This is a genomic window from Rhizobacter sp. Root404 (assembly GCF_001425865.1).
GTDB lineage: Bacteria > Pseudomonadota > Gammaproteobacteria > Burkholderiales > Burkholderiaceae_C > LMDS01.
Map to the genome: position 1 here is coordinate 129,925 of NZ_LMDS01000006.1, position 24,991 is coordinate 154,915.

Here is a 24,991-nt window from a genome sequence, read left to right on the forward strand (position 1 = left end):
CGCGGCAGGCGGCACGCGGGCGCGCCTTTGCCGCTCCAACCGACGCACAGCCATGAGCACCCTCTCCATCCAAGGCGTTGGAAGAACCTTCCCCGCCGTCCACGGCGGCAAGCCGACGCTCGCGTTGCAGCCCACGAACCTCGACGTCGCGCACAACGACTTCATCACCGTGCTCGGGCCGTCGGGCTGCGGCAAATCGACGCTGCTGCGCATCGTCGCCGGGCTCGACACGCCCACGGTCGGCCAGGTGCTGCTCGACGGGCAACCGGTCACCGGCCCCAGCGCCGACCGCGGCATGGTGTTCCAGAGCTACACGCTGTTCCCGTGGCTGACGGTGCGCGAGAACATCTGCTTCGGGCTCAAGCAGAAGGGCATGCCGGCCGGTGAACAGGCCGAGATCGCAAAGCGGTTCATCGCCGAGGTCGGGTTGACGGGCTTCGAGTCGCATTACCCGAAGCAGCTGTCCGGCGGCATGCAGCAGCGCGTCGCGCTGGCCCGTGCGCTCGCCAACGATCCGAAGATCCTGCTGCTCGACGAACCGTTCGGCGCGCTCGACAACCAGACCCGCGCCTTGATGCAGGAGCTGCTGCTGTCGATCTGGGAGCTGCACAAGAAGACCGTGCTGTTCGTGACCCACGACATCGACGAGGCGATCTTCATGGCCAACCGCTGCGCGGTGTTCAGCGCGCGGCCCGGCCGCATCAAGAACGAATTGCGGATCGACCTGCCGTACCCACGGCACTACACGGTCAAGACGACGCCCCGCTTCTCGGAACTGAAGGCGCAGGTCACGGAAGACATCCGCGTCGAGACCTTGCGCGCGGTGCAGATGGAGCGGTAGCGGCTACGCGTCGATCCCGGCTTCCACCAGCGACGTCGCCGCGGCGATGTCCGGCGCCATCAACCGATCGACGCTCAAGTGCTCGACCTTGGCGCGCAGACGCGCCAACTGCGCCTCGAGTGCCTCGGACGAGCGCAGCGGCCGGTGGAACTCGACCGCCTGTGCCGCGCACAGCCACTCGATCGCCACCACCGCCGCGGTGTTGTCGAGCATCGCGTGCAGGCGGCGCGCGGCGAAGGTCGCCATCGAGACGTGATCTTCCTGGTTGGCCGACGTCGGCAGCGAATCGACGCTGGCCGGGTGCGCGAGCGACTTGTTCTCGGACGCGAGCGCGGCCGACGTGACCTGCGCGATCATGAAGCCCGAGTTCAATCCGCCGTGTTCGATCAGGAACGCCGGCAGGCCCGACAGGCCCGGGTCCATCAGCATCGCGGTGCGGCGCTCGGCGAGCGCGCCGATCTCGGCGATCGCGAGCGCGAGGTTGTCCGCGGCGAAGGCGACCGGCTCGGCGTGGAAGTTGCCGCCGGACAGCGCCTCCTTGGTGTCCGAGAACACAAGCGGGTTGTCGGAGACGCCGTTTGCCTCGATCAGCAGGATGCCCCAGGCGTGCTCGATCTGGTCCAGGCATGCGCCCATCACCTGCGGCTGGCAGCGCAGGCAGTACGGGTCCTGCACGCGGTCGCAGTCGAGGTGCGACGCACGCAGCGGGCTGCCGGCGAGCCAGTCTCGGTAGCGCGTCGCGACCTCGCGCTGGCCGCGCTGGCCGCGCACCGCGTGGATGCGGTCGTCGAACGGCGTGTCGGAACCCTTCGCGGCATCGACCGTCATCGCACCGACCGCGACCGCGGTATCGAAGACGCGTCGCAGGCGCTGCACCGCGTGGATCGCCAGCGCTGTCGAGGCCTGGGTGCCGTTCAGCAGCGCGAGACCTTCCTTCGGGCCGAGCTGCAACGGCGCCAGCCCGGCGTGCGCGAGTGCCTGCGCGGCCGGCATGCGTCGACCGTCGACGAACGCCTCGCCGACGCCGATCAGCACGCCGGCGAGATGCGCCAGCGGCGCCAGATCGCCCGAGGCGCCGACCGAGCCCTTCTCGGGCACGACCGGCAGCACGTCGGCGTTCAGCAGCGCGAGCAAGGCATCGATCACCTCGGGCCGCACGCCCGAGACGCCATGCGCGAGGCTCGCCGCCTTCAGCAGCAGCATCAACCGCACCACCGGCGCCGCCAGCGGCTGGCCGACGCCGGCGCTGTGCGACAGCACCAGGTTCTTCTGCAGCTGCGCGAGATCGTCGTCCGCGATGCGGGTCTGCGCCAGCTTGCCGAATCCGGTGTTGATGCCGTAGACCGCCGCGTGCTGCGCGACCAGCTCGCGCACCGTGGCGACGCTCGCCTCGATGCCGGCGCGGGCCGAGGCGGCGATCGCCCAGCGCGCGCCGCCGGCGGCGGCCTGCTCCAGCATCGTGGCGTCGAGTCGACCGGGGACGATGGTGTGCTGCGGCAGGGTCGAGTGCATGGATTGAACTCCAAAGTGGACTAGACAACTTTAGCATGCAGGTCGATAGAATGCGGCGATGAGATCACCCTCCGTGGCCACCCGCACGCTGCCGTACGCCACCGTCAAGGCGGCGTTGCGCGAGCGCATCGCGCAGGGCGGCTGGGAGCCGGGGGTGCGCCTGCCGTCGGAGCGCGAGCTGGTGCAGGAGTTCGGCTGCGCGCGCATGACGGTGCAGCGCGCGCTGCGTGAACTCGAAGAGGAAGGCCTGATCGAGCGCCGCCAGGGCTCCGGTTCGTACGTGGCCGAACTGCACCCGATTTCGAACCTGCTGCAGGTGCGGGATATCCACGACGAGATCCGCGAACGCGGCCACGCGCACACCACGCGGGTCGTCGGCGTCGTGCGCGAGAAAGCCGACGCGCGCACCGCGGCGGCGATGCGGCTGACGAAGGGCGCGCCGGTCTATCGCGTACAGCTGGTCCATCTGGAGAACGGCGTGCCGATCCAGCTCGAGGACCGGCATGTCAACCCGGCCCTGGCGCCGGACCTGCTGGCGCGCGACTTCACGCAGGTCACGCCGTCGTTCGTGCTGTTCGAACACGCGCCGCTGACGGAAGCCGAGCAGGTCGTCGAGGCGGTGCTGGCCAGCGCGGAGCAGGCGTCGCTGCTCGACGTGGCCGAAGGCAGCGCGCTGCTGATGGTGTCGCGCCGCACCGTCTCGCAAGGCGCCGTCGCATCGGTGGCCCGCCTCTATCACCCCGGCGCCCGCTACCGCCTGATCGGCCGCTTCTCCGTCTGACGGAGCGAACGATCACAATCCGGGCATGACGCCCAAAGAAACACCCCCGTCGACCGCCGCGCGCGCCCACGACCTGACCGACGCCGAGTTCGCCGAGCTCGACGACCTGCTGCTCGAGACTCCCGAGCCGCTCGAACCCCTCGACGCGGTGATGCTCGACGGCTACCTGTGCGGCGTGATCGTGCAGCCGGTGCTGCTCGAACCCGCGACCTGGCTCGCGCACATCTTCGACTTCGACGGCCGGCCGCTGCCGGACGAGGTCAATCAGGAATGGCTCGCCCGCACCACCGCGCTGATCATGCGCCGCCACGCGGCGCTGAACCGCGCGATCGTCGAGGACGGCTGGTTCGATCCGCTGGTGCTCGAGTTCGACGACGAGCACCCGCGCGAGCCGGTGCCGGAGGGCGAGATCGACCACATGGCCGGCCTGAGCCCGGTGTCGCAGTCGCTGATGCCCTGGGTCGCCGGCTTCCACCACGCCGCCGAGACCTTCCCCGACCTGGCCGAGATGCCCGACGACGCGGTGATGGCTGCCCTCGCGCGCCTCTACCGCCACCTGCCGGTCGAGGACGACGAGCAGCGCGAGCTGGTCGCGCTGCTCGACCGCGAGCACCCGCTGGCGACGCTGGACGACGCGATGGAAGAGCTGGTGGTCACGATTGCCGACCTGCAGGACCTCACCGCCGAGCAACGTTACAAGGTCGAGACCGTCAAGCGCGAGACGCCCAAGGTCGGCCGCAACGAGCCGTGCCCGTGCGGCAGCGGGAAGAAGTTCAAACAATGCCATGGAGCGTGAGCCCCGGCGCCGATGCGACTGCAGCTGCTGTCCGACCTGCACCTGGAGCGTGACCCGTCGTTCCACCCGAAACCCGCACCGGACGTCGATGTGCTGGTCCTTGCCGGCGACATCGGCTCGTACCAAGCCGGCTCGCGCCTGAGCGACGACGCTTTCGGGCTCGCCCGCTTCTCGCCGCTGCGTCCCGGTGCGCCCTGGCCGGTGGTGCTCTACGTCCCCGGGAACCATGAATTCGACGGGCTGGATTTCGACGCGACCACCGCCCGGCTGAGACGTGTGTGCGCCGACCTCGGCATCACCTGGCTCGAACGCGAGACCGTCACGCTGGGCGGCGTGCGCTTCATCGGCACGACGCTGTGGAGCGACTTCGACGCATTCGCCAGTGCGGCGACCAAGCCGACCGAGCAGGCCAAGCGGCGCGACAAGGCATTCCGCGCCGCGAACTTCTACCTGCGCCGCTTCACGACCCTGCGCGACGGCCAGCCGATGCTCGCCGAAGCGATCCGCGAACTGTCGCTCGACTGCCAGGCCTGGCTGCGCGCCGCACTGGCGCAGCCGTTCGACGGCACGACGGTGGTCGTCACGCATTTCGCGCCGAGCCTGCGCAGCGCCGACCCGCGCTACGGGCTCACGCCCGGCACCGCGGGCTTCTGCAACGCGATGGACGACTGGCTGCCGCGGGCCGACCTGTGGCTGCACGGCCACCTGCACTGCGCCAACGACTACCTCGCGCAAGGCGAGGCGGGCGCTCGGCCCTACCGCTGCCGCGTGGTCGCCAATCCACTGGGCTATGCCGACAAGGGCGAGCAGCTCGCCTTTCGCGAGGACCTGGTGATCGAGATCCCCGACTGAAGCGCCGGGCGCGCCGCGTCAGGCCCGCGCCGGCGGCGCCCCGGCCAGGCCGCGGAAGCAGGTCGAGAGCAACAATTCGACGATCCGCTCGTCAGTGAAGTTGGCGCTCGCCTTCAAGACGCCCGACACCGGGTCGCAGGCGCGGGCGTAGATCGTGTAGAGGATGACCTCGGGCGGCAGCGCCGGGTCCAGCTCGCCGGCGGCCTGCGCCGCCAGGATCCAGGCCCCGAGCAGGTCGCTGACCTGCATCACCCGGTCCAGGTAGGCGCGGTTGGCCATCAGCGCGCTGCGCAGGGCCGAGTTCTGCGCCGGCAGCGACGGCATCTCGCCCGCGAGCTGTGCCTGCATGGCCCAGCGGGTCACGGCTTCGAGGCGCTCGCGCGCGCTGGTGGTCTTGTCGCGCTCCAGGGTCTCGATCAACGCCAGCGCCCGGTCGAGCACGCCGATCATGGCTGCGGCGGCCAGGTCTTCCTTGGACTTGAAATGCTTGTAGAGGCTGGCCTTGGCGATGCCTACTTCGGCGGCGACCTCGTCGACCGTCATCGCCTCGAAGCCCTTTTCGGCCAGCAGGCGGTTGACGGCCTCGACGATCGCCCGTTCGCGCGCGATCAGCACCTGTTCCCGGAATGAGCCTCGCGCCATGGACCGATTCTAGGCGGCCCGCGCGGTGGGCAAACGTGCCGGTCGCGGCGCGACCGACAAGTTCAGCGTGGACTCACAACCCGGTGCGTCGGGTCAGGCGGTGTTCCCACGGCACGGGCGACCCCGCCGCGGCGGGTGCCGGCGACGGCTCGTCCCTGCCGACGGCATCGAAGCTCGCGTCGAGCCCGAACGCCGTGCCCATGTCGGCCGGATCCGCGTCGTCGGTGGCGGAATGGGCGGGCGGCCGGAGTGCCGCCAACCATGAAAGACCTGTGGACCAGCTCATCGCGACCTCCCGCGTGACCTTGTGATGTGCAATCAGTGTGCAATTGTTTTCGGCCGGCGATACGCCGATATGAGGGCGAGTTCGGTCGCAGTTGGCACCACCCCTGTGCGCGATGCGCCGCAACGCCTCGGCGTGGGGCGATTCCCCTCATTGACGGATGGCGCGGAGCTTGCGGGCCGCCTATGGTTGAGACGGCGCGCGCCACCTTTTCGCGCCACTGGCAACGCAGGGAGCCGATCATGATTCTGGAAGGGCGCAAGACGCTGGTGTGGGGCACCATCGCGGCGGCGGTGTTCAGCGCGCTGTGGCTGGGCGCTTCCGATGGCAGCATTCCGCGCCTGAACGCCCAGCCCGGCGCGGCCGAGCGGCGCGATGCGCCGACGCTGATGCGTCAACGCGCCCCGTCGTCCGGCCCGGTCAGCGCGGCGCACTGAGCCCCCGGCCCGGCCAATGTCGGGCGCGATGCGGTCTAATTCGGTCTGACCCGCGATGCGGCCGCTGCCGCGCGCGCCCACCTCCCGAACCGAAGGACCGCCATGTACTCCGACGTCAAGCTTTTCATCAACGGTGAATGGACCACCGGCTCCTCGGGCAAGAGCGAGCCGATCGTGAACCCCGCGACCGGCCAGGTGCTCGCCCGCCTCGCCCACGCCGGCACCGCCGATCTCGACGAGGCGCTGCACGCCGCGGACAAGGGATTCAAGGTCTGGCGCAAGGTCTCGGGCTTCGAGCGCTCCAAGCTGCTGCGCAAGGCTGGCGACATCATCCGCAGCCGCGCCGACGAGATCGCCGCGCTGATGACGCAGGAGCAGGGCAAGCCGCTGGCCGAAGCCAAGATGGAGACGATGCTCGCCGGCGACATCATGGACTGGTTCGCCGAGGAATCGCGCCGCACTTACGGCCGCATCGTCCCGGCGCGTGCCGACGGCGTGATGCAGCTGGTCGTGAAGGAGCCGGTCGGTCCGGTCGCTGCGTTCACGCCGTGGAACTTCCCGATCAACCAGGCGGTCCGCAAGGTCTCGGCCGCGCTGGCCGCCGGCTGCTCGGTGATCCTGAAGGGGCCGGAGGAGACGCCGGCGAGCGTCGCCGCGCTGGTCAAGGCGTATGCCGACGCGGGCCTGCCGGCCGGCGTGCTGAACCTGGTGTTCGGCGTGCCGTCGGAGATTTCCGAGTACCTGATCCCCAGCCCGGTGATCCGCAAGATCACCTTCACCGGCTCGACACCGGTCGGCAAGAAGCTCGCCGCGCTCGCCGGCCAGCACATGAAGCGCATCACGATGGAACTCGGCGGTCACGCGCCGGCCATCGTGTTTGGCGATGCCGATGTCGACACCGCCGTCAAGCAGCTCGCGGCGTCCAAGTTCCGCAACGCCGGCCAAGTCTGCATCGCGCCGACCCGCTTCCTCGTCCACGAATCGGTCTACGAGCGCTTCACCGACGGCTTCGTCAAGGCCGCGCAGGCGATCAAGGTCGGCGACGGCATGAACGCCGACTCGCGCATGGGTGCACTGGCGAACTCGCGCCGGATCGAGGCGATGCAGATGTTCGTCGACGACGCGGTAGGCAAGGGCGCCAAGCTGCTGACCGGCGGCAAGCGCATCGGCACGACCGGCAACTTCTTCGAGCCGACTGTCCTCGGCCACGTGCCGGCCGGCGCCCGCATCATGAGCGAGGAGCCGTTCGGCCCGATCGCGCCGATCGTGTCGTTCAGCTCGTTCGACGAGGTCGTCGCCGAGGCGAACCGGCTGCCGTTCGGGCTGGCCTCGTACGCGTACACCCGCTCGTCGAAGACGGTGCAGGCGATCGGCGCAGCGATCGAGAGCGGCATGGTCACGATCAACCACGTCGGCTTCGCGTTGCCCGAGCTGCCGTTCGGCGGCATGAAGGATTCGGGCTACGGCTCGGAGGGCGGCACCGAGGCCATCGAGGCGTACCTCAACACCAAGTTGATCACGCAACTCGGGGTCGAGTAAGCAGCTCGCTCAAGGCGACGCGACGTACTTGTTGCCGTTCGCCTTGAAGCGCGCCACCGACTTCTTCAGGTCGGTGTACTCCTCGCACGGCAGCCGGCAGACCTGGTCGAGCGTGGCCAGGCGCTCCTCGGCCTTCGCGAGGTCGCCGGTCATCAGGTACAGCTCGCCCGAGTATTCGAGCGCGCCGCGGTGCTTGGGGTCGATCCGCAGCGCCTCGTTGTAGAACTTCTCGGCGGCGGCATAGTCCGACGCCGGGCCCTTGCGCAGGCTGTAGCCCATCAGGTTGTTCCAGTCGGCGCTGCCGGTCTCGTTCACCTTCTTCAGCTCGTCGATCGCGCCACGCCAGTTCTTCTTGGCGATCTGGGTGCGTACCGGCGCGAGCGAATCGGCCTGGGCAGGTGCGGTGTCGGCCGCGTGACTGGCGCCGAGCATCAAGGCGAGCAGGGCGGCAGCGAGGGTCGGGCGGATGCGCATCGGTCTCTCCGTGGAACGAACTCAGGGCTCAGCGTCGCACCATTGCGCGCCCGGCGCAAGCCGGTCGAGCGGCGGTCAGTAGAATCGCGCCCCCGCCCCACTGCCGTCGCCGGCCCTCGCCCCATGTTCTGCGCCATCGACTTCGGCACCTCGAATTCCGCGATCGCGATCCCGGCCGCCTCGGGCGCGATGCGCCTGGTGGAACTGGAGCCGGGGCACACGACGATGCCGACGGCCGTCTTCTACTTCGTGGATGACCCCAGAGCGGGGCCCGAGTTCGACGGCCCGCCCCGCGCGTTCGGCCGCGCCGCGGTCGCCGCGTACGTGGACGGGCTCGACGGCCGACTGATGCGCTCGATGAAGAGCATCCTCGGCAGCAACCTGATCGACCAGACCACCGACGTCGGCGGCGGCCGCGGTGCGAAATACCTGGACATCGTCGCCGGCTATCTGAAGCACCTGAAGGGCCGCGCCGAGGCGCAGGCCGGCGCGCCGATCCGCCGCGCCGTGCTCGGGCGGCCGGTGTTCTTCGTCGACGACGATGCGGCGCGCGATGCGCAGGCGCAGGCCGCGCTCGAGGCGGCGGCGCGGCAGGTCGGCTTCGACGACCTCCAGTTCCAGTACGAGCCGATCGCCGCCGCGTTCGACTACGAGCGCAGCGTCGACCGCGAACAGGTCGTGCTGGTCGCCGACATCGGCGGCGGCACCTCCGACTTCTCGGTCGTGCGGGTCGGTCCGCAGCGCATCGACCTGCTCGACCGCAAGGCCGACATCCTGGCCAACCACGGCGTGCACGTCGCCGGCACGGACTTCGACCGCCGCATCGAGCTCGCCGCGATCCTGCCGCAGTACGGCTACGGCGCGTACGGCCCCAGCGTGGCCGGCGCGCCGGCGCGCGAGGTGCCGAGCGGCGTGTATTTCGACCTCGCCACCTGGCACCTGATCAACACCGTCTACAGCCCCGGCCGCGTCGCGGAGCTGCGCGGCATGCGCAGCTTCTACGGCGATCCCAAGCACCACGAGCGGTTGATGGTCGTCGTCGACGAACGCCTCGGCCACGAGCTGATGGCGCGAGCCGAAGCCGCCAAGATCGACGTGGCCGACGGCGGCGCGACAACGATCGACCTGAGCCACACGGAACGTCACCTCGCGGCCGCGCTGACCGAGCGGCAGGCGGTCGAAGCGATCGAGGTCGACATCGCGCGGATCGTCGACGCCGCCGGCGAAGCCGTCGCGCAGGCCGGGCTGCAGCCGGCGCAGGTCGACGCGCTCTATTTCACCGGCGGCTCGACCGGGCTGCGCCTGCTGGCCGACCGCATCGCCGCGGCGTTCCCGTCAGCGCAGGTCGCGCGCGGCGACCGCTTCGCCAGCGTCGCGACCGGGCTCGGGCTGCACGCGCAGCGCTGGTTCGGCAGCGCCTGACGCGTCAGCCGGCGAGCACCGCCGCCATCGCCACCGCGGTCGCCTCGACATTGCCGCTGTTCAGCCCGGCGACGCAGATGCGCCCGGAGCGCACCATGTAGACGCCGTGCACTTCGCGCAGCGTGTCGACTTGCGCGGTCGTCATGCCGGTGTAGCTGAACATGCCGCGCTGGGTCAGGAAGTAGCCGAAGTCGCGGCCGGGCACCTTGGCGGCGAGCACCGCGTGCAGCTGGGTGCGCATCGCCAGGATGCGCTCGCGCATCGCGCCGAGCTCGGTCTCCCAGCTCTGCCGCAGGCCGGGGTCGGTCAGCACCGTCGCGACGATCTGGCCGCCATGGATCGGCGGGCTCGAATAGTTGCGGCGCACCGTGAACTTCATCTGGCCGAGCACGAGCGCGGCCTCGTGCGCGTTCGGGCAGACCACGCTGAGCGCGCCGCAGCGCTCGCCGTACACGCTCATGCTCTTCGAGAACGAGTTCGCGATGAAGAAGCTGACCCCGGCGCTCGCCAGCGCGCGGGCGGCGTACGCGTCCTGCTCGATGCCGTCGCCGAAACCCTGGTACGCGAGGTCGAGGTAGGGGATCAGCTGGCCGTCGCGCAGCACCGGGATCAGCTGCTCCCATTGCGCGCGGGTCAGGTCGACGCCGGTCGGGTTGTGGCAGCAGGCGTGCAGCAGCACGATGCTCTTGGCGGGCAGGCCGCGCAGCGTGGCGAGCATCGCCTCGAACTTCAGGCCACCGGTGGCGGCGTCGTAGTACGGGTAGGTGTTCACCGTCAGGCCCGCACCTTCGAACATCGAGCGGTGGTTGTCCCAGGTCGGGTCGCTGACCCAGACCTGGCTGCCCTTGAAATACGTCGCCAGGAAATCGGCGCCGACCTTCAGCCCGCCGCTGGAGCCCACCGACTGGATCGTCGCGACGCGGCCCGACGTGACCGCCTCATGGCCGGCGCCGAACAGCAGGTGCTGCACCGCGGTGCGGAAGTTCGCGGCGCCCTCGATCGGCAGGTACGGCTTGGGCCCGCCCTTGGCGACGACCATCGCTTCGGCGCGGCGTACCGAGTCCATCACCGGGATGCGCCCGGCATCGTCGAAGTAGATACCGATGCTGAGGTTGATCTTGTGCGGCCGCGGGTCCTTCTGGAAGTCCTCGTTCAGGCTCAGGATCGGATCGCCGGCAAAAGGGGGAATGTGCTCGAACATGGGGCTTGCGTGTCGGTGGGTTCAGGAAGGCTCAGGCGGCGAGTGCCGCCTCGATGTCGCGAGTGATCGATTCGGGCTTGTCGGTCGGTGCATAGCGCTTGAGCACGCGACCGTCGCGGCCGACCAGGAACTTGGTGAAGTTCCACTTCACCGCCTTGCTGCCGAGGATGCCCGGCGCCTCCTTGGTCAGCCATTGCCACAGCGGGTGCGCCTCGGCGCCATTGACCTTGACCTTGCTCATCATCGGGAAGCTGACGCCATAGTTGAGCTGGCAGAACGACGCGATCTCGCCGTCGCTGCCCGGGTCCTGCCCGCCGAATTCGTTGCTGGGAAAGCCGAGCACCACCAGGCCCTTGTCGGCGTAGGTCTTCCACAGCTTCTCCAGCCCCTCGAACTGCGGCGTGAAGCCGCAGGCGCTCGCGGTGTTGACGATCAGCATGACCTTGCCGCGCTGCGTCGACAGCGCCGCCGGCTGGCCGTCGATGCTTTGCGCCTCGAAGTCGTAGATGCTGGTGGGCGTGCTGGCCATGACGTGTCTCCGATGTGCCGCGATGCTGCGGGATGCGTGCAATCGTACCGCCGCCGCCCGGTGCGACCGGGCCGGCGGATTGCGCCGCCGCGGGCGGCCAACGACGATGTGCCCCGCGCAGCCCACGCCTGTCGCGATCGCCGCCCCCTTCGCAGATGACATCCTCCACGCCAGTCCCTTCCGCCGACGTCGACCTGCTGCTCGACATCGAGGCCCCGCGACGAGCCCGCTCGCAGCGACGTGACGGTGCCGGGCGCGACGTGCTGGTGGTCGACGGCATCGCAATCGCGCGCAAGTTCCTGATGCAGCGGCTGGAGCGCTTCGGCTATCGCGCGCAGGGCGCCGGGCGCGGCGACGACGCGCTGGAACGCATCGGCACGCAGCCGTTCGCGATCGTCTTCTGCGAACTCACGCTCGGGACGAACGACCCGCTCGACGGGCTCGGCCTGTGCCGGGCCGTCAAGCAGCTGCCGCGCGCGGGCGGGACCGGCGCGCCGGGCTTTGTGCTCGTGACGGGCCGGCTCGGCGCCAGCGACCGGGTGCGCGGCGCCCTGGCCGGCTGCGACGCCTACCTGACCAAGCCACTGGACGAGAGCGCGCTGCTGGCCGTGCTCGCGGGCGTCGACCCGGCCTTCCGCTAGGCGGGCCGCGCCGCGGTCAATGCTTGTCGCTTCGGGCGATAGCCAGCAGGTGATCGAGCTCGGTCTTGTACTTCACCCCGTTCGAGCGGTGCCAGCGGTAGATCAGCCACATCGTGCCGGCGACGACGCCGCCGAACAGCGCGATCGCGGTGAACGCCGACAGGCCGAACTTCGTCATGCCGGTGTAGAACGCGCCCAGGCCGAGGATGCAGGCCTGCTCGTTGAAGTTCTGGACCGCGATCGAGCGGCCCGCGCCCATCAGGTTGGCGCCGCGGTGCTGCAGCAGCGCGTTCATCGGCACGACCATGTAGCCGCCGATCGCGCCCAGCATGATCAGGAACGGCGCGGCCACCCAGACGTTGGTGATCGCGTTCAGGCCGATCACCAGCAGGCCGAGCAGGATGCCCATCGGGATCACGCTGGTGGCCTGGTCGAGCCGCATGCGCATCGACGCCACGACGGCCCCGGCCGCCGTGCCGATCACCACCACCGCCACCAGCGAGGTCGCCTGCGTCGTCGTGTAGCCGAGCGCCGCGGTCGCCCACGCGAACACGATGATCCGCAGGTTGCCGGAGACGCCCCAGAACAGCGTCGTCGTCGCCAGCGAGATCTGGCCCAGCTTGTCCGACCACAGCCGCGCGTTGCAGCTCGAGAAGTCGCGCATCAGGCCGATCACGCCGTGCGCCAGCGGCTGCAGCGGCGCGTCGGTGCGCGGGATGCGCAGGTTGAACGCCGCCGCGATCAGGTACAGGAACACGATCACCGCGATCGCCGATTCGGGCGCGGTGACGATGCCGGTGTCGATCAGCGGCAGGTCGATCGCCAGCAAGTGGCGCGACACCACGGCGCCGATCAGTTGCCCCCCGAGCGCGATGCCCAGGATGATCGACATGATCGTCAGCCCTTCGATCCAGCCGTTGGCCTTGACGAGCTGCGAGTTGGGCAGCAGCTCGGTCAGGATGCCGTACTTCGCGGGGGAGTAGGCGGCGGCGCCGAGGCCGACGATCGCATACGCCAACAACGGATGGCCGCCGAACAGCATCAGCAGGCAGCCGACCACCTTGATGCCGTTCGACAGGAACATGACCTTGCCCTTGGGCACGGCGTCCGCGAACGCCCCGAGGAACGGCGCAAGGATCACGTAGAACAGCGCGAACATCGGCCCCAGTGCCGGAATGTTCCACGACGGCGCGTTCGTGGTCTTCAGCATCTCGATCGCCGCCACCAGCAGTGCGTTGTCGGCCAGCGAGCTGAAGAACTGCGCCGACATGATCGTGTAGAAGCCCTTTTTCATGCGTGCGGTGGCTTCTCTTCAAACTGGGGGGGTCGGGCGAGCATGCCGGCATTGTCGCCGGAGCCAGGTGACGTTTTGTCACGGCCCGTACGCCGGGTTACCCCTTAGCTCGGTGGTGCAGAATCGATCGATGCCCCGTCCCATCGAAGCGCTGATCCACACAGAGGCCCTGGCCCGCAACCTCACCCGCGCCCGCGCCGCGGCCCCGGAAGCGAAGGTCTGGGCGATCGTCAAGGCCAACGCCTACGGCCACGGCATCGAGCGCGCGTACGCGGGGCTCAGAGGTGCGGACGGTTTCGCGCTGCTCGACCTGGCGGAGGCCGAGCGCATCCGCGCGCTGGGGTGGCGCGGACCGGTGCTGCTGCTCGAAGGCTGCTTCGAGCCGCGCGACCTGGAGCTGTGCTCGCGCCTGAACCTCTGGCACACGGTGCACCACGAGGCGCAGATCGACTGGCTCGCCGCGCACAAGACGCACGTGCCGCACCAGGTGTTCCTGAAGATGAACAGCGGCATGAACCGGCTCGGCTTCAAGCCGGCGGCGTATGCGCATGCGTGGCGGCGCCTGAGCGGGCTGACGCAGGTCGAGGGCATTGCGCTGATGACGCACCTGTCGGATGCCGACGGCCCGCGCGGCATCGCGCACCAGCTCGCGGTGTTCGACGAGGCCACGCGCGACCTGCCCGGCGAACGCACGGTCGCCAACAGCGCCGCGACGCTGCGCTTCGCGCCCGGTGCGGAGAACGTGCGCGGTGACTGGGTGCGCCCCGGCATCATGGTCTACGGCTCGTCGCCGGATTTCCCGGATCACTCGATCGCCGATTGGGACCTGCAGCCGACGATGAGCCTGCGCGCGCAGGTGATCGCGGTGCAGGACCTGAAGGCCGGCGAGCAGGTCGGCTACGGCAGCCGCTTCACCGCCGAGCGCGACATGCGCATCGGCGTGATCGCCTGCGGCTACGCCGACGGGTATCCGCGCGTCGTGCCCAACGGCACGCCGGTGTTGATCGGCGAAGCGCGCACGCGCCTGATCGGCCGCGTCTCGATGGACATGATCACGATCGACCTGACGGCGGCACCGGAGGCCGGCGTCGGCAGCGTCGCGACGCTGTGGGGCACGAGCCCGGGCGGCGCAGTGCTGCCGATCGACGAGATCGCGGCCGCGGCCGGCACGATCGGCTACGAGTTGATGTGCGCGCTGGCTCCGCGGGTGCCGACTCGCGCGGTCTGAGCGGCCGATGCCCACCATCCCCGAGCACGAGGTCGGGTTCACCGCGATCCGCGCGCAGGGCGCCGGCGGACAGAACGTCAACAAGGTCTCGAGCGCGGTGCACCTGCGCTTCGACATCCGCGCCTCGTCGCTGCCCGAGCCGATCAAGGAGCGCCTGCTCGCGCTGAGCGATTCGCGCATCACCTCCGAAGGCGTGATCGTGATCAAGGCCCAGACCACCCGCAGCCAGGACATGAACCGCGCCGACGCGCTGGCACGCCTGCAGGCGATGGTCGATGCGGTCGCGGTGCCGCCCAAGGCGCGGCGGCCGACCAAGCCGACCTTCGGCTCCAAGCAGCGGCGTCTCGCCGGCAAGAGCCAGCGCGCGCAGATCAAGGCCGGGCGCGGCCGGGTCGACGAGTAGCGCGAGCGCACGCCCGCATTTCGCGCCGGCTGCCGACGCCTCGCGCCGCGCGTCGCCGCTTCGTCGCAACATGGGTGCGCGACACGGGCCGGCTTTCTACAGTGACTCATCCGCCACCTTCGGGAGTCCCCATGAAAGCCCTTCTCACCGTCGCCACCGCCACCCTCGCGCTGCTTTCGTTCGCCACGCTGGCGCACGGACAGACCGGCTGCGCCAACGTCGAGGTCCAGAACCTGCGCGTCGGCCAGGGGCCGTTGATGCTGGCCGCATACAGCGATGCGGCCACCTTCCGCAAGACCGCAGCGACGCAGATGCAGGTCGCCGTGACGAACCCGACGATGACGCTCGCCGTCTGCGGCCTGAGCGGCGACGCGATCGCCATCACGCTGTATCAGGACCTCAACGCCAACGGTCGCATGGATGCCAACCCGTTCGGCATGCCGACCGAGCCGTGGGGCGCCTCCGGCAAGCCGGCGCCGATGGGCCCGAGTTGGGCGTCGGCGCAGGTGCCGCTCGGCACCGAGACCATCGTCGTCAAGCTGTCGCAGTGAGGAGCGCCGTCATGCAACGCCGCGACTTCCTGATCGCCTCTCTGCGCGCCGGCGCCGCCTTCGGCGCTGCGAACGCGTGGCCCGCGTTCGCGCTCTCGCCCGAGGGCCGGGCCTTCGATGCCGCGATCGCCGCGCAGCCGTGGCTCAAGCCGTTCAAGGGCGTGACCGACCAGGACCTGCGCTGCGACGCGCTGACGCTGTCGGGCCGCTGGCCGGCGGACTTCCGGGGCCGCTTCTACCGCAACGGCCCGGCGCTGTACGAGCGCGACGGCCAGCGCTACCACCACTGGTTCGCCGGCGACGGCATGGTGCAGCAGTTCAGCTTCGGTGGCGGTGCGCGACCCGCGGTGCGTCACCTCGGCCGCCTGGTGCGCACGCCCAAGCTCGCCGCCGAGCAGCAGGCCGGCAAGTTCCTGTACAGCGCCTACGGCACGAAGATCGAGAGCGACGCGCCGACTCAGGGCACCGACAGCTTCAACGTCGCCAACACCAACGCGATCGAGCACGCCGGCCGGGTGCTGGCGATGTGGGAGGGCGGCTCGGCGTTCGCGATGCGCCCGGACGACCTCGCCACGCTCGGCCCGGTCACCTGGCAGGAGGGCTTGGCGCAGATGCCGTTCTCGGCCCATCCGAAACTCGACGCGCACGGCCACCTGTGGAACTTCGGCAGCGCCGGCAGGAACCTGGTCGTCTGGCACATCGACCCGGCCGGCCGACTCGTCGACGCGCAGATCGGCGAGACGCCCTACCCCGGCGGCATGGCGCACGACGCGGCGATCACCGAGCGCTACATCGTGCTGCCGCTGCCGCCGATCAAGCTGCACTTCGGCGAGGACGCGGCGTCGGGCCAGGCCTTCACGTACGAAGCGAACGAGCCACTGCGCATTCTCGTGATGAGGAAGGACGACATCGCGCAGCGCCGCGTCTTCGAGCTGCCGTCGCAGATGGTGTTCCACGTCGGCAACGCGCACGAGCGCGCCGACGGCAGCATCGCGCTGAGCTTCGTCGGCTCGCCGACGCCGGAGTTCGTGATGAACACGGCGTCGTCACTGCTCGCCGGTCATCCCGGCAGCTTCGGCGGCTCGAGCACGCAGCTCGCGGTGCTCGACATGCGCAGCGGCCGCGTGCGCGTGGAGTCGATGAACGACATCGTCGAGTTCCCGCGCGTGCACCCGCTGCGCAACGGCCTGGACACGCGCTGGCTGCTGACCGCCGCGACCTGGGCCGGCAGCGCCGCCAAGCCGCTGTGGTTTCACGGCCTGCAGCTGCGCGACCTGCGGACCGGTCGAGCGCAGCGCTACGACTACGGCCCGCAGACCGTGGTCGAGGAGCACATCCTCGTGCCCAAGCCCGGCGCGCAGGGCGAACTCGACGCGTGGCTGCTCGGCACGACCTACGACGTGAAGCGGGGCGTGACCCGCGTCAACCTGCTCGACGCCCGCCACCTCGCCGACGGCCCGATCGCGCAGGCGACGCTGCCGTACGGGTTGCCGTACGGGTTCCACGGCAATTTCACGGCGGCGTGAGGTCGGCCACCGGCCGCGCCGCCCGCAACGCCGTCACCTCGATCTCGATCCGCATGCGCGGGTCGGCGAGGCCGGCGTGGATCATCATCGCGGCGGGGCGCACGTCACCGAAGTGACGGCGAAGCACCGGCCAGCAGCGACTGAAGTCATTGCCGGGCGGCAGCACGTAGTGAACGCGCACCACGTCCTTGAACGCGGCGTTCGCGAGCGCCAGTGCGGCCTCGATGTTGCGGAAGCACTGCTCGGTCTGCTCGACCAGGTCGTCGGCGATCGTCATCGTCGCGTAGTCGAAGCCGGTGGTGCCGGAGACGAACACCCAGTCGCCGTCGACGACGGCGCGGGAGTAACCCATCTCCTCCTCGAAGCGGGAACCGGAACTGATCAGCTGGCGGGTCATGGCGGGTCGGGAGAGTCGGGACGGCCGATTGTCGGGGGCGCCCGTCGCTGCGCCGGCGGCGAAGAAGCGTCCGGTTGTGACGGCGACGACGATGCGCGGGTCCGCCGCGGGCTTGCGATGACAATCCCCGAATGGCCAAAGAAAAGTCGATCTACCTCTGCACCGAATGCGGCGGCACGTCCGCGAAGTGGCTCGGCCAGTGCCCGAGCTGCGAGGCCTGGAACACGCTGGTCGAGTCGGTCGCCGACGCGACGCCCAAGAACCGCTACGCCACGACCACGCGCGGCCTGATCGCGAGCCAGCCGGTCACCACGCTGTCCGAGATCGAGGCCAGCGACGTCGACCGCCAGCCCACCGGCATCGACGAACTCGACCGCGTGCTCGGCGGCGGCATCGTCGCCGGCGGCGTGGTGCTGATCGGCGGCGACCCGGGCATCGGCAAGTCGACGCTGCTGCTGCAGGCGCTCGATTCGCTCTCGCGCGGCATGAAGACGCTCTACGTCACCGGCGAGGAGAGCGGCGCGCAGGTGGCGCTGCGCTCGCGCCGCCTCGGCCTGAACGGCTCGCAGGTGCGCGTGCTCGCCGAGATCCAGCTCGAGAAGATCAGCGCCACGCTCGACCAGGAGCAGCCCGCGGTCTGCGTGATCGATTCGATCCAGACGGTCTACAGCGATCAGCTGTCGTCCGCGCCGGGCTCGGTCGCCCAGGTGCGCGAGTGCGCGGCGCAGCTCACCCGCATCGCCAAGCGCAGCGGCACGACGATCGTGCTGGTCGGCCACGTCACGAAGGAGGGCGCGCTGGCCGGCCCGCGCGTGCTCGAGCACATCGTCGACACGGTGCTGTACTTCGAGGGCGACACGCATTCGAGCTTCCGCCTGGTGCGCGCGATCAAGAACCGCTTCGGCGCGGTCAACGAGATCGGCGTGTTCGCGATGACCGAGAAGGGGCTGAAGGGGGTCGCGAACCCGAGCGCGATCTTCCTGTCGACGCACGGGGATCCGGTGGCCGGCTCGTGCGTGCTGGTCACGCTCGAAGGCACGCGGCCGCTGCTGGTCGAGATCCAGGCGCTGGTCGATTCGGGGGGGCCGTCGCCGCGGCGGCTGTCAGTCGGCATCGAGCGCGACCGGCTCGCGATGATGCTGGCGGTGCTGCACCGCCACGCCGGCGTCAGCGCGTCGGACCAGGACGTGTTCGTCAACGCGGTCGGCGGCGTGCGCATCAGCGAGCCGGCCGCCGACCTGGCGGTGATGCTGGCGATCCAGAGCAGCCTGCGCGGCAAGGCGCTGCCGCGCGGCTTCATCGCGTTCGGCGAGGTCGGGCTGGCCGGCGAGGTGCGGCCCGCGCCGCGCGGGCAGGAACGCTTGAAGGAGGCGGCCAAACTCGGCTTCTCGGTCGCGATCGTGCCGAAGGCCAACGCGCCGAAGAAGCCGATCGAGGGTCTGACGATCCACGCCGTCGACCGCATCGAGCAGGCGATCGACGTGGTGCGCGGGCTGTGAGAAGGGCCGTGAGCCGCGCCGTCGGTTACAACAGCGGCCTTGTCATCGCCCGCGCCGCCCGCACGTTGAGCGCTGGTCGCCCTGTCGCGACGCCTCGATTGGAGTAAGTCCCATGTTCAAACGCATCGCCGTGCTCTGGTCGCTGGTCAAGGGCGACGCCCGCTTGCTGTGGCGCGCGCTGCGGCATCCGCAGGCGCCGGGCTGGCTCAAGCTCGGCACGCTCGGCGTGGTGCTCTACCTGATCTCGCCGATCGACCTGATCCCCGACGTGATCCCGGTCTTCGGCGTGCTCGACGACATCGTGATCGTGCCGCTCGCGATCCGCTGGCTGCTCGGCCGCTTGCCGTCGCACCTGCGGGCGGACATCGGCGCGGGGCCGCGCGCCGCATGAATCCGGTCGTCGGCTGGGCGCTCGCGTTCATCGCGCTGGTCGCGGGCTGGTTCAGCTACGGCTGGCCCGGTATCGCGCTGGCGTTCAGCGTGATCGTGTTCTGGCTGCTGATCCAGTTCAACCGCTCGGTGCGGGTGATGCGCGACGCGTCGGAGGCGCCGGTCGGCCACGTCCCCAGCGCGGTGATGCTGCACTCGAAGCTGAGCGTCGGCCAGCCAATGCTGCAGATCGTCAGGATGACGAAGAGCCTCGGCCGGCGCGTCAGCGAATCGCCGGAGATCTGGTCATGGACCGACGACTCCGGCGCCGACGTGCGCATCACGTTCGACAAGGGCGTCTGCGCCAGCTGGACGCTGGACCGTCCGGGCTGAACCGGCGGGCCGCTGGCGATGCGATCGATCGACGCCGCGACGACGCGCCGCCACCTTCCATTCGACGCGCTGATCCCCGCGCTGCGGACGATGTTCGTCGCCGGCGCCGAGGTGCCGTTGCGCACCACGCACCGCGTCGGTGGCCGGGGTGATGACGGCAGCGGCGGCACGATCCTGCTGATGCCGGCCTGGCGCAACGGCGCACGGCTCGGCATCAAGACCGTGACGATCTTCCCCGGCAACGGCGCGCTCGGCCTGCCCGGCCTGCACGCCACCTACCTGCTGTTCGACGCCGCCACCGGCGTGCCGCTGGCGCAGCTCGACGGCAACGAAATCACCTCGCGGCGCACTGCGGCCGCCTCCGCGCTGGCCGCGTCGTACCTCGCGCGCACCGATGCGCGGCGGCTGCTGATCCTGGGCACCGGCCGCGTCGCCTCGCTGCTGGCGGAGGCGATGCGCGTGGTGCGACCGATCGACGACGTCGTGATCTGGAACCACCGGTCCGCGTCTGCCGAACGGCTCGCGGGCGAGTTGCGGGTCGCGGGCATCGCCGCGCGGGCGTCGACGGATCTCGAAGCCGCCGTCGCGCAGGCCGACATCGTCAGCTGCGCCACGCTCGCGACCGCCGCGCTGGTGCGCGGTGCATGGTTGCAACCCGGCACGCACCTCGACCTGATCGGCAGCTTCACGCCGCAGATGCGCGAGGCCGACACCGACTGCTTCGCCCGCAGCCGCGTGTTCGTCGACACCGCCGAGGCGCTCGCGAAGTCCGGCGATGTGCTCGAGGCGATCGCCGCGGGCGCGTTCGATCCGGCGCAGCTGCAAGGCACGCTCGCCGAGCTGTGCGCCGGCACGCGGCCGGGCCGGCTGGACGCGGCCGAGCGCACGCTGTTCAAGGCGGTCGGCACCGCGCTGGAGGACCTGGCGGCGGCCGAGTTGGTGTTCGACGCGGTCCAGCGCGAATCGCTATCCTCGTGCGGATGAACGACACCACCCCGGCCGCCGCACCCGCGGCCCGCACGATCCGCTGGTACTGGGAGGATTTCCCGGTCGGCAACCTGCGCGAGTTCGGCGCGATGCACGTGACCCGCGCGGCGATCCTCGCGTTCGCGGGCCAGTTCGACCCGCAGCCTTTCCACCTCGACGACGCAGCCGCCGAGGCGTCGCTGTTCGGCAAGCTGTCCGCCAGCGGCTGGCACACCTGCGCGATGTCGATGCGGATGATGTGCGACGAGTACCTGCTCGAATCCAGCAGCCTCGGCTCGCCCGGCATCGACAGCCTGCGCTGGACCAAGCCGGTGCTGGTCGGCGACACGCTGAGCGTGCGCATGACGGTGCTCGAGGCGCGGCCGATGAAGAGCCGTCCCGCGGTCGGCCTGATCCTGTCGAAGTGGGACGTGCTCAACCAGGATCGCGAGCAGGTGCTGACGATGCAGGGCTGGGGCATGTTCGGCCGGCGCACGCCGGCGGTCGCGTAGCGGTGGCGTCGCCGCACATGGACGCGCCGGTGGTGCGTGCAATACACGCGCTGACGCGCCGCGCGAACCCCCAAGTTGATGACGCGGCGTGCGGCCCGGCGCCGCCAGAATCACGGCTCCCGCGCGACCCGCGCCATCCCCCGGAGACCGACCCATGCTGACGATGAACAAGTACGCGATCGTGACGACCGACGGCACGCACTGGACCGCCTACGCGGAGCAGTACAGCCCCGCGACCGGCTCGGTTTCCTTCTTCGTCGGCGGCAATGCGTTCACGACGATCGCGAACGTGGTCAGCGTCACGCTGGTCGGGCTGGCACCGGCCGGCACGACCGACGGCATGGCCCGCATCGACGAACTCACCTGAGACGGCGCGCGCCGCGCGCGCTCAGGCCGCTGCCGCGGCGCGGTCCGCCCTCAGCAGCGTCTCGAGGCATTGGTCGCGGATGCCGTAATGGCCCTTGACGGCCTCGATCTCGCGCCAGATTTCATCGGCGGGCGTGGCCCGCGCCCGCTTCACCGCCAGGATCATCTTGTTCTTGTTCGTGTGCTCGAGCGCGACGAATTCGAACACCTGCGTGTCGTAGCCGCAGGCCTCGAGCAGCATCGCGCGCAGGCCGTCGGTCAGCATCTCGGCCTGCTGGCCCTGGTGCACGCCGTGCTTCAGGATCGGTCGCAGCGGGTGCGGGCTGAGCAGCTGCGGCCGCAGCTCCTTGTGGCAGCACGGCGAGCACATGATGATCTGCGCGCCGGCGCGCACGCCGGTGTGGATGGCGTAGTCGGTGGCCACGTCGCACGCGTGCAGCGCGATCATCACGTCGATCTTGGGCGGCACCACGCTGCGCACGTCGCCCTCCTCGAAGCGCAGGCCCTGCGCACCCAGCCGCTGCGCCGCGCCGTTGCACAGCGCGACCATGTCCGGGCGCAGTTCGACGCCGGCCACGCGCGCCGGCAGGCCGAGCGTCGTCCGCAGGTAGTCGTGCATCGCGAACGTGAGGTAACCCTTGCCGCTGCCGAAGTCGACCACGTCGAGCTGCGCGGCCGACTTCAGCGTCGTCTCGGCCAGTGCGTGGTCCAGCACCTCGATGAACTTGTTGATCTGCTTCCACTTGCGCGCCATCGCCGGCACCAGCCTGTGCTGCGCGTCGGTGACGCCGAGCTCAGCGAGGAACGCGCGGTCCAGGTCCAGGTAGCGGTGCTTCTCGCGGTCGTGGGCCGCGGGCGTGGCGCTGTGGCTCGCCTTGCCGCGCAGCAGCGTGCGCTTGCCCTTCTTGCTGACGAGCAGCTGGATCTCCTCGGTGGCGGTGAACAGGTGCGCGTGGCCGAACGCGCCGTCCATCAGCGCCCGGACCCGCTGCACGCCGTCCGCCGGATCGAGGTTCTTGGTGATGTCGCGGGTCGGGTGGGTGTGGACAAACGACAGCTGGGTCGCCCCCTTCAGCGTCACCGGCCGCACCGTCACGCGCACCAGGTCACCCGCCGCTGCACCGGGCTTGGCGAGCACGAGTTTGGCGAACGTGCCCTGCGCGATCGCGTTGTCGAGCAGCGAAGCGAGGGTCGCGAGGGGATCGGTATCGGCCATGCTGCTAGTGTAGAGAGCATGGCCACGCGCGCGCCCCGCAGCAACCGGAAGCACCACTACAGCGTGTACGTCGTCGAACTAGACGACACGGTCTGGAACCTCGCCGGCTTTCGCAAGGCCAACCCCGGCTACGTGCTCGGCAAGCCGTTCGTCTACGTCGGCATGACCGGTCTGGACCCGGACCTGCGCTTCGACCGCCACAAGGCCGGCATCCAGGCCAACCGCTACGTGCGCGAATATGGCCTGCGGCTGCTGCCGCAGCTGTATGCCGTCTACAACCCGATGCCGTACCACGGCGCCTGCGAGATGGAGGTCGAGCTCGGCATCGCGCTGCGCGAAGCCGGCTATGGCGTCTGGCAGGGATGACGGATCATCATCGCGCCATGACCGCCACCGCTTTCACGCTCTTCGACACGCCCGTCGGCACCTGCGCGCTGGTCTGGGGCGAAAACGGCATCGTCGGCACCGCGCTGCCCGAGGCCAGCGACGCGGCCACGCGGGCCCGGGTGCAACGCCGGTTCGGTGCCCTGCCCGACGCGGCGCCGCCCGCCGAGCTGCAGGCCGTGATCGCGCGCGTCCAGGCGCTGCTGCACGGCGCGCCCGACGATCTGACCGACATCGCACTGGACCTGCGCGGCGTGCCGGCGTTCAACACCCGCGTCTACGCGTACGCACGTGGCATCCCGCCGGGCCAGACGCGCAGCTACGGCGAGGTGGCCGCAGCGCTCGGCGAGGCCGCGCCGATGGCGCGCGCGGTCGGCCAGGCCCTGGGCGCCAACCCGTTCCCGATCATCGTGCCGTGCCACCGGGTGCTGGCCGCGGGCAGTCGCGCCGGCGGCTTCTCGGCGCCGGGCGGCACGCGAACCAAGCTGCGGTTGCTGGAGATCGAAGGCGCGCGGCTCGGCGGGACGCCGGGCCTGTTCGACCGCTGACCGGTCAGCCCGCGGCGGCTGCCGTGGGCGAATCCGGCGGCAGCGACTGGGGCGGCGCGGGCGGCGCCAGCAAGCGCGCCAGGACCGCGTCGAGCTCGATCCGCGCCGTCAGCACCTGGGCCATCTTCGGCGTGCACAGCTGGGCGATCCGCTCGAACGCGAACCAGCCGTAGCCGTCCATCTCGGGCAGCTGGCGGCCGGACCAGCGGTCGAGGTAGCGCGTCTCGCAGCGCAAGTCCTTCAGGTCGAAGCGCGGCATGCAGGTCGCGAACAGGTGCAGGTTCTTCTTGTTCGTGTAGTGGAAGCGGCCCAGGTCGATCAGCGCGTCAGGCTCGAGCCGCACGCCCGATTCTTCGCGGGTCTCGCGCACCGCCGCCTCCAGCGGCGTCTCGCCGGGATCGATGCCGCCCTTGGGCAGATCCCAGTGGTTCTGCCCGGTGACGTGGCAGAGCAGCAGCTCGCGACCCGGATTCAGGATCACGACACCGCAGCTCAGGCGCTTGGGGTTGAAGAACGACATGGCGGGCTCGATCGGAGCCCCGAGTCTGGCACGGCCGGGCCCCGGCGAACCCCCGCCGCGCTGCACCTCACGTGCACAGGTCCGCGACTCAGACCCTGCGGCGCGACGCCGCCTTCTTCGCCGCAACCGGCCGGGCGGCCTTCTTCGCAGGCACCTTCTTGGCGGGCACCGTCTTCTTGCTCGCCGCGCGCCGGCGGGCGGGCGCCTTCGCGTCGGCCACGATCGCCTCGTACCCGCGACCCAGCGGCGCTTCCCTCGGCGCGGCGCCGACGCCGAGGACCGCGAGCGCCAGCGCGTAGTAGCGCTGGCGATCGGCCAGCCCGTTGGTGCCGCCGTTGATGCGCTTGGTGATCGCGACGAAGTCGCGCACGTCGGCCAGCTCGTTCAGGCCGTTCTTCTGCCAGTAGAGGCCCGCGGTCGCGAACGCGACGCCGGGCGTGGCCGCGAGCGCCGGGTCGCTCGTCAGGTCGAGGCCGAGCAGCGCGCCGTACTTCTCGTAGTTGAAGCGGCCGGTGATCTGGATCGGCCCGCGGCCCTTGAAGCGCTTGCCGTCGCCGGCCTGCGTGTTGCCGAGTCGCTTGGCCAGGTCGCTCGGCGGTTCGTAGCGGCGCTGCGCATCGGTCGGACCCCAGATCTCCTCCATCCAGCGGAACTCGCCGGACTCGTGCGCCAGCTGCGCGACGAAGGCCGCGATGCGCAGCGGGCCGTCGATACCGTGCGCCTGCATCGCGGCGTCGAGGTGCGGCAGGTACAGCGCCCGCTTTGCCGCAGCGAGGTTGGGCATGATCTGCTGGAGCTGGGCGTCGGTGAGCATCGCGGGTCCCCTCGGCCGGGTGCGGGCCGCCGGGCACTATGACCACGCCCCACCG

The 24,991-nt window shown here is 70.3% G+C and carries 31 protein-coding genes; 20 read left to right on the forward strand and 11 right to left on the reverse strand.

Annotated elements, in window-relative coordinates:
• The first annotated feature begins 52 nt into the window (after positions 1–52).
• Complete coding sequence (locus tag ASC76_RS21330) at positions 53–841, forward strand: ABC transporter ATP-binding protein (RefSeq protein WP_056471576.1); 789 nt, start codon at positions 53–55, stop codon at positions 839–841.
• Positions 842–844: 3 nt separating this feature from the next.
• On the opposite strand, the gene hutH is transcribed toward ASC76_RS21330, so the two are convergent.
• The gene (hutH, locus tag ASC76_RS21335) at positions 845–2,353 is read right to left on the reverse strand and encodes a histidine ammonia-lyase (RefSeq protein WP_056471578.1); all 1,509 of its coding nucleotides are present in this window, start codon (positions 2,351–2,353) and stop codon (positions 845–847) included.
• A 58-nt stretch (positions 2,354–2,411) separates the two neighbouring features.
• Between hutH and hutC the strand changes: the two genes are divergently transcribed.
• The 3 genes from hutC to ASC76_RS21350 are packed head-to-tail and all read left to right on the forward strand — an operon-like array spanning position 2,412 to position 4,782.
• On the forward strand, positions 2,412–3,134 hold the full coding sequence (hutC, locus tag ASC76_RS21340; RefSeq protein WP_235580548.1) for a histidine utilization repressor: 723 nt from the start codon (positions 2,412–2,414) through the stop codon (positions 3,132–3,134).
• A gap of 25 nt (positions 3,135–3,159) precedes the next feature.
• Complete coding sequence (locus ASC76_RS21345) at positions 3,160–3,930, forward strand: YecA family protein (protein ID WP_056471582.1); 771 nt, start codon at positions 3,160–3,162, stop codon at positions 3,928–3,930.
• A 12-nt stretch (positions 3,931–3,942) separates the two neighbouring features.
• Complete coding sequence (locus tag ASC76_RS21350) at positions 3,943–4,782, forward strand: metallophosphoesterase (protein WP_056471584.1); 840 nt, start codon at positions 3,943–3,945, stop codon at positions 4,780–4,782.
• 18 nt (positions 4,783–4,800) lie between these two features.
• On the opposite strand, the gene ASC76_RS21355 is transcribed toward ASC76_RS21350, so the two are convergent.
• The gene (locus ASC76_RS21355; RefSeq protein ID WP_056471587.1) at positions 4,801–5,424 is read right to left on the reverse strand and encodes a TetR/AcrR family transcriptional regulator; all 624 of its coding nucleotides are present in this window, start codon (positions 5,422–5,424) and stop codon (positions 4,801–4,803) included.
• Positions 5,425–5,497: 73 nt separating this feature from the next.
• Positions 5,498–5,710, reverse strand: a complete 213-nt coding sequence (locus tag ASC76_RS21360; protein ID WP_056471590.1) for a hypothetical protein — start codon at positions 5,708–5,710, stop codon at positions 5,498–5,500.
• 239 nt (positions 5,711–5,949) lie between these two features.
• Here ASC76_RS21360 and ASC76_RS21365 point away from each other — a divergent pair, with 239 nt between their 5' ends.
• Together ASC76_RS21365 and ASC76_RS21370 are read left to right on the forward strand one after the other, a co-directional pair.
• On the forward strand, positions 5,950–6,144 hold the full coding sequence (locus ASC76_RS21365) for a hypothetical protein (RefSeq protein ID WP_157615949.1): 195 nt from the start codon (positions 5,950–5,952) through the stop codon (positions 6,142–6,144).
• Between the two features lie 102 nt (positions 6,145–6,246).
• On the forward strand, positions 6,247–7,683 hold the full coding sequence (locus tag ASC76_RS21370) for an NAD-dependent succinate-semialdehyde dehydrogenase (RefSeq protein WP_056471598.1): 1,437 nt from the start codon (positions 6,247–6,249) through the stop codon (positions 7,681–7,683).
• 9 nt (positions 7,684–7,692) lie between these two features.
• Here ASC76_RS21370 and ASC76_RS21375 read toward each other — a convergent pair whose 3' ends face one another.
• Entirely contained in the window at positions 7,693–8,157 is a 465-nt protein-coding gene (locus tag ASC76_RS21375; protein ID WP_056471600.1) for a lipopolysaccharide assembly protein LapB, read from the reverse strand.
• 123 nt (positions 8,158–8,280) lie between these two features.
• On the opposite strand from ASC76_RS21375, the gene ASC76_RS21380 reads away from it, so the two are divergent.
• The gene (locus tag ASC76_RS21380; protein ID WP_056471605.1) at positions 8,281–9,579 is read left to right on the forward strand and encodes an Hsp70 family protein; all 1,299 of its coding nucleotides are present in this window, start codon (positions 8,281–8,283) and stop codon (positions 9,577–9,579) included.
• Positions 9,580–9,583: 4 nt separating this feature from the next.
• On the opposite strand, the gene ASC76_RS21385 is transcribed toward ASC76_RS21380, so the two are convergent.
• The gene (locus ASC76_RS21385; protein ID WP_056471608.1) at positions 9,584–10,780 is read right to left on the reverse strand and encodes an amino acid aminotransferase; all 1,197 of its coding nucleotides are present in this window, start codon (positions 10,778–10,780) and stop codon (positions 9,584–9,586) included.
• Between the two features lie 31 nt (positions 10,781–10,811).
• Positions 10,812–11,309: a glutathione peroxidase gene (locus tag ASC76_RS21390; RefSeq protein WP_056471614.1), complete on the reverse strand. Its 498-nt coding sequence runs from the start codon at positions 11,307–11,309 to the stop codon at positions 10,812–10,814.
• Positions 11,310–11,464: 155 nt separating this feature from the next.
• Here ASC76_RS21390 and ASC76_RS21395 point away from each other — a divergent pair, with 155 nt between their 5' ends.
• On the forward strand, positions 11,465–11,950 hold the full coding sequence (locus ASC76_RS21395) for a response regulator (RefSeq protein WP_056471617.1): 486 nt from the start codon (positions 11,465–11,467) through the stop codon (positions 11,948–11,950).
• 16 nt (positions 11,951–11,966) lie between these two features.
• On the opposite strand, the gene lplT is transcribed toward ASC76_RS21395, so the two are convergent.
• Positions 11,967–13,244, reverse strand: a complete 1,278-nt coding sequence (gene lplT, locus ASC76_RS21400; RefSeq protein ID WP_056471620.1) for a lysophospholipid transporter LplT — start codon at positions 13,242–13,244, stop codon at positions 11,967–11,969.
• 130 nt (positions 13,245–13,374) lie between these two features.
• Between lplT and alr the strand changes: the two genes are divergently transcribed.
• The 4 genes from alr (at position 13,375) to ASC76_RS21420 (ending at position 16,952) form a co-directional block, all read left to right on the forward strand.
• Complete coding sequence (alr, locus tag ASC76_RS21405; RefSeq protein WP_056471629.1) at positions 13,375–14,472, forward strand: alanine racemase; 1,098 nt, start codon at positions 13,375–13,377, stop codon at positions 14,470–14,472.
• A 7-nt stretch (positions 14,473–14,479) separates the two neighbouring features.
• Positions 14,480–14,875: an alternative ribosome rescue aminoacyl-tRNA hydrolase ArfB gene (gene arfB / locus ASC76_RS21410; protein ID WP_056471631.1), complete on the forward strand. Its 396-nt coding sequence runs from the start codon at positions 14,480–14,482 to the stop codon at positions 14,873–14,875.
• Between the two features lie 131 nt (positions 14,876–15,006).
• Positions 15,007–15,426 carry a DUF2141 domain-containing protein gene (locus tag ASC76_RS21415; RefSeq protein WP_056471634.1) on the forward strand — a complete coding sequence of 140 codons (420 nt, stop codon included), beginning with the start codon at positions 15,007–15,009 and terminating at the stop codon, positions 15,424–15,426.
• Positions 15,427–15,437: 11 nt separating this feature from the next.
• The gene (locus tag ASC76_RS21420; protein WP_056471637.1) at positions 15,438–16,952 is read left to right on the forward strand and encodes a carotenoid oxygenase family protein; all 1,515 of its coding nucleotides are present in this window, start codon (positions 15,438–15,440) and stop codon (positions 16,950–16,952) included.
• On the opposite strand, the gene ASC76_RS21425 is transcribed toward ASC76_RS21420, so the two are convergent.
• A complete protein-coding gene (locus tag ASC76_RS21425; RefSeq protein ID WP_056471639.1) occupies positions 16,939–17,349 on the reverse strand; it encodes a RidA family protein in 411 nt (136 codons plus the stop codon). The genes ASC76_RS21420 and ASC76_RS21425 overlap by 14 nt on opposite strands.
• A 131-nt stretch (positions 17,350–17,480) precedes the next feature.
• On the opposite strand from ASC76_RS21425, the gene radA reads away from it, so the two are divergent.
• From radA to ASC76_RS21455, 6 genes are all read left to right on the forward strand, one after another.
• Complete coding sequence (gene radA / locus ASC76_RS21430; RefSeq protein WP_056471641.1) at positions 17,481–18,848, forward strand: DNA repair protein RadA; 1,368 nt, start codon at positions 17,481–17,483, stop codon at positions 18,846–18,848.
• Positions 18,849–18,960: 112 nt separating this feature from the next.
• A complete protein-coding gene (locus ASC76_RS21435; RefSeq protein WP_056471644.1) occupies positions 18,961–19,239 on the forward strand; it encodes a YkvA family protein in 279 nt (92 codons plus the stop codon).
• Positions 19,236–19,610 carry a hypothetical protein gene (locus tag ASC76_RS21440; protein WP_056471646.1) on the forward strand — a complete coding sequence of 125 codons (375 nt, stop codon included), beginning with the start codon at positions 19,236–19,238 and terminating at the stop codon, positions 19,608–19,610. The genes ASC76_RS21435 and ASC76_RS21440 overlap by 4 nt, the downstream gene beginning before the upstream one ends.
• An 18-nt stretch (positions 19,611–19,628) precedes the next feature.
• Positions 19,629–20,594: an ornithine cyclodeaminase family protein gene (locus ASC76_RS21445; protein WP_056471650.1), complete on the forward strand. Its 966-nt coding sequence runs from the start codon at positions 19,629–19,631 to the stop codon at positions 20,592–20,594.
• Positions 20,591–21,088, forward strand: coding sequence for a MaoC family dehydratase (locus ASC76_RS21450; protein WP_056471653.1), 498 nt, complete (start codon positions 20,591–20,593; stop codon positions 21,086–21,088). The genes ASC76_RS21445 and ASC76_RS21450 overlap by 4 nt, the downstream gene beginning before the upstream one ends.
• A 154-nt stretch (positions 21,089–21,242) precedes the next feature.
• The gene (locus ASC76_RS21455) at positions 21,243–21,455 is read left to right on the forward strand and encodes a hypothetical protein (protein WP_056471655.1); all 213 of its coding nucleotides are present in this window, start codon (positions 21,243–21,245) and stop codon (positions 21,453–21,455) included.
• 21 nt (positions 21,456–21,476) lie between these two features.
• Here the strand turns inward: ASC76_RS21455 and ASC76_RS21460 are convergent, their stop codons facing one another.
• On the reverse strand, positions 21,477–22,670 hold the full coding sequence (locus ASC76_RS21460) for an SAM-dependent methyltransferase (RefSeq protein ID WP_056471658.1): 1,194 nt from the start codon (positions 22,668–22,670) through the stop codon (positions 21,477–21,479).
• Between the two features lie 18 nt (positions 22,671–22,688).
• On the opposite strand from ASC76_RS21460, the gene ASC76_RS21465 reads away from it, so the two are divergent.
• Complete coding sequence (locus ASC76_RS21465; protein ID WP_056471660.1) at positions 22,689–23,036, forward strand: hypothetical protein; 348 nt, start codon at positions 22,689–22,691, stop codon at positions 23,034–23,036.
• Between the two features lie 17 nt (positions 23,037–23,053).
• A complete protein-coding gene (locus ASC76_RS21470; protein ID WP_157615951.1) occupies positions 23,054–23,602 on the forward strand; it encodes a methylated-DNA--[protein]-cysteine S-methyltransferase in 549 nt (182 codons plus the stop codon).
• Between the two features lie 4 nt (positions 23,603–23,606).
• Here the strand turns inward: ASC76_RS21470 and ASC76_RS21475 are convergent, their stop codons facing one another.
• Positions 23,607–24,122, reverse strand: a complete 516-nt coding sequence (locus ASC76_RS21475) for an NUDIX hydrolase (protein WP_056471664.1) — start codon at positions 24,120–24,122, stop codon at positions 23,607–23,609.
• An 88-nt stretch (positions 24,123–24,210) separates the two neighbouring features.
• Positions 24,211–24,936, reverse strand: a complete 726-nt coding sequence (locus tag ASC76_RS21480; RefSeq protein WP_082549368.1) for a glycoside hydrolase family 19 protein — start codon at positions 24,934–24,936, stop codon at positions 24,211–24,213.
• Positions 24,937–24,991: the final 55 nt, after the last annotated feature.

What these genes read in the sequence shown, in the direction of transcription:
- ASC76_RS21330 (WP_056471576.1), top strand. Translation starts at nt 53, where the DNA reads ATGAGCACCCTCTCCATCCAAGGCGTTGGAAGAACCTTCCCCGCCGTC.
- hutH (WP_056471578.1), bottom strand. Translation starts at nt 2,353, where the DNA reads ATGCACTCGACCCTGCCGCAGCACACCATCGTCCCCGGTCGACTCGAC.
- hutC (WP_235580548.1), top strand. Translation starts at nt 2,412, where the DNA reads ATGAGATCACCCTCCGTGGCCACCCGCACGCTGCCGTACGCCACCGTC.
- ASC76_RS21345 (WP_056471582.1), top strand. Translation starts at nt 3,160, where the DNA reads ATGACGCCCAAAGAAACACCCCCGTCGACCGCCGCGCGCGCCCACGAC.
- ASC76_RS21350 (WP_056471584.1), top strand. Translation starts at nt 3,943, where the DNA reads ATGCGACTGCAGCTGCTGTCCGACCTGCACCTGGAGCGTGACCCGTCG.
- ASC76_RS21355 (WP_056471587.1), bottom strand. Translation starts at nt 5,424, where the DNA reads ATGGCGCGAGGCTCATTCCGGGAACAGGTGCTGATCGCGCGCGAACGG.
- ASC76_RS21360 (WP_056471590.1), bottom strand. Translation starts at nt 5,710, where the DNA reads ATGAGCTGGTCCACAGGTCTTTCATGGTTGGCGGCACTCCGGCCGCCC.
- ASC76_RS21365 (WP_157615949.1), top strand. Translation starts at nt 5,950, where the DNA reads ATGATTCTGGAAGGGCGCAAGACGCTGGTGTGGGGCACCATCGCGGCG.
- ASC76_RS21370 (WP_056471598.1), top strand. Translation starts at nt 6,247, where the DNA reads ATGTACTCCGACGTCAAGCTTTTCATCAACGGTGAATGGACCACCGGC.
- ASC76_RS21375 (WP_056471600.1), bottom strand. Translation starts at nt 8,157, where the DNA reads ATGCGCATCCGCCCGACCCTCGCTGCCGCCCTGCTCGCCTTGATGCTC.
- ASC76_RS21380 (WP_056471605.1), top strand. Translation starts at nt 8,281, where the DNA reads ATGTTCTGCGCCATCGACTTCGGCACCTCGAATTCCGCGATCGCGATC.
- ASC76_RS21385 (WP_056471608.1), bottom strand. Translation starts at nt 10,780, where the DNA reads ATGTTCGAGCACATTCCCCCTTTTGCCGGCGATCCGATCCTGAGCCTG.
- ASC76_RS21390 (WP_056471614.1), bottom strand. Translation starts at nt 11,309, where the DNA reads ATGGCCAGCACGCCCACCAGCATCTACGACTTCGAGGCGCAAAGCATC.
- ASC76_RS21395 (WP_056471617.1), top strand. Translation starts at nt 11,465, where the DNA reads ATGACATCCTCCACGCCAGTCCCTTCCGCCGACGTCGACCTGCTGCTC.
- lplT (WP_056471620.1), bottom strand. Translation starts at nt 13,244, where the DNA reads ATGAAAAAGGGCTTCTACACGATCATGTCGGCGCAGTTCTTCAGCTCG.
- alr (WP_056471629.1), top strand. Translation starts at nt 13,375, where the DNA reads ATGCCCCGTCCCATCGAAGCGCTGATCCACACAGAGGCCCTGGCCCGC.
- arfB (WP_056471631.1), top strand. Translation starts at nt 14,480, where the DNA reads ATGCCCACCATCCCCGAGCACGAGGTCGGGTTCACCGCGATCCGCGCG.
- ASC76_RS21415 (WP_056471634.1), top strand. Translation starts at nt 15,007, where the DNA reads ATGAAAGCCCTTCTCACCGTCGCCACCGCCACCCTCGCGCTGCTTTCG.
- ASC76_RS21420 (WP_056471637.1), top strand. Translation starts at nt 15,438, where the DNA reads ATGCAACGCCGCGACTTCCTGATCGCCTCTCTGCGCGCCGGCGCCGCC.
- ASC76_RS21425 (WP_056471639.1), bottom strand. Translation starts at nt 17,349, where the DNA reads ATGACCCGCCAGCTGATCAGTTCCGGTTCCCGCTTCGAGGAGGAGATG.
- radA (WP_056471641.1), top strand. Translation starts at nt 17,481, where the DNA reads ATGGCCAAAGAAAAGTCGATCTACCTCTGCACCGAATGCGGCGGCACG.
- ASC76_RS21435 (WP_056471644.1), top strand. Translation starts at nt 18,961, where the DNA reads ATGTTCAAACGCATCGCCGTGCTCTGGTCGCTGGTCAAGGGCGACGCC.
- ASC76_RS21440 (WP_056471646.1), top strand. Translation starts at nt 19,236, where the DNA reads ATGAATCCGGTCGTCGGCTGGGCGCTCGCGTTCATCGCGCTGGTCGCG.
- ASC76_RS21445 (WP_056471650.1), top strand. Translation starts at nt 19,629, where the DNA reads ATGCGATCGATCGACGCCGCGACGACGCGCCGCCACCTTCCATTCGAC.
- ASC76_RS21450 (WP_056471653.1), top strand. Translation starts at nt 20,591, where the DNA reads ATGAACGACACCACCCCGGCCGCCGCACCCGCGGCCCGCACGATCCGC.
- ASC76_RS21455 (WP_056471655.1), top strand. Translation starts at nt 21,243, where the DNA reads ATGCTGACGATGAACAAGTACGCGATCGTGACGACCGACGGCACGCAC.
- ASC76_RS21460 (WP_056471658.1), bottom strand. Translation starts at nt 22,670, where the DNA reads ATGGCCGATACCGATCCCCTCGCGACCCTCGCTTCGCTGCTCGACAAC.
- ASC76_RS21465 (WP_056471660.1), top strand. Translation starts at nt 22,689, where the DNA reads ATGGCCACGCGCGCGCCCCGCAGCAACCGGAAGCACCACTACAGCGTG.
- ASC76_RS21470 (WP_157615951.1), top strand. Translation starts at nt 23,054, where the DNA reads ATGACCGCCACCGCTTTCACGCTCTTCGACACGCCCGTCGGCACCTGC.
- ASC76_RS21475 (WP_056471664.1), bottom strand. Translation starts at nt 24,122, where the DNA reads ATGTCGTTCTTCAACCCCAAGCGCCTGAGCTGCGGTGTCGTGATCCTG.
- ASC76_RS21480 (WP_082549368.1), bottom strand. Translation starts at nt 24,936, where the DNA reads ATGCTCACCGACGCCCAGCTCCAGCAGATCATGCCCAACCTCGCTGCG.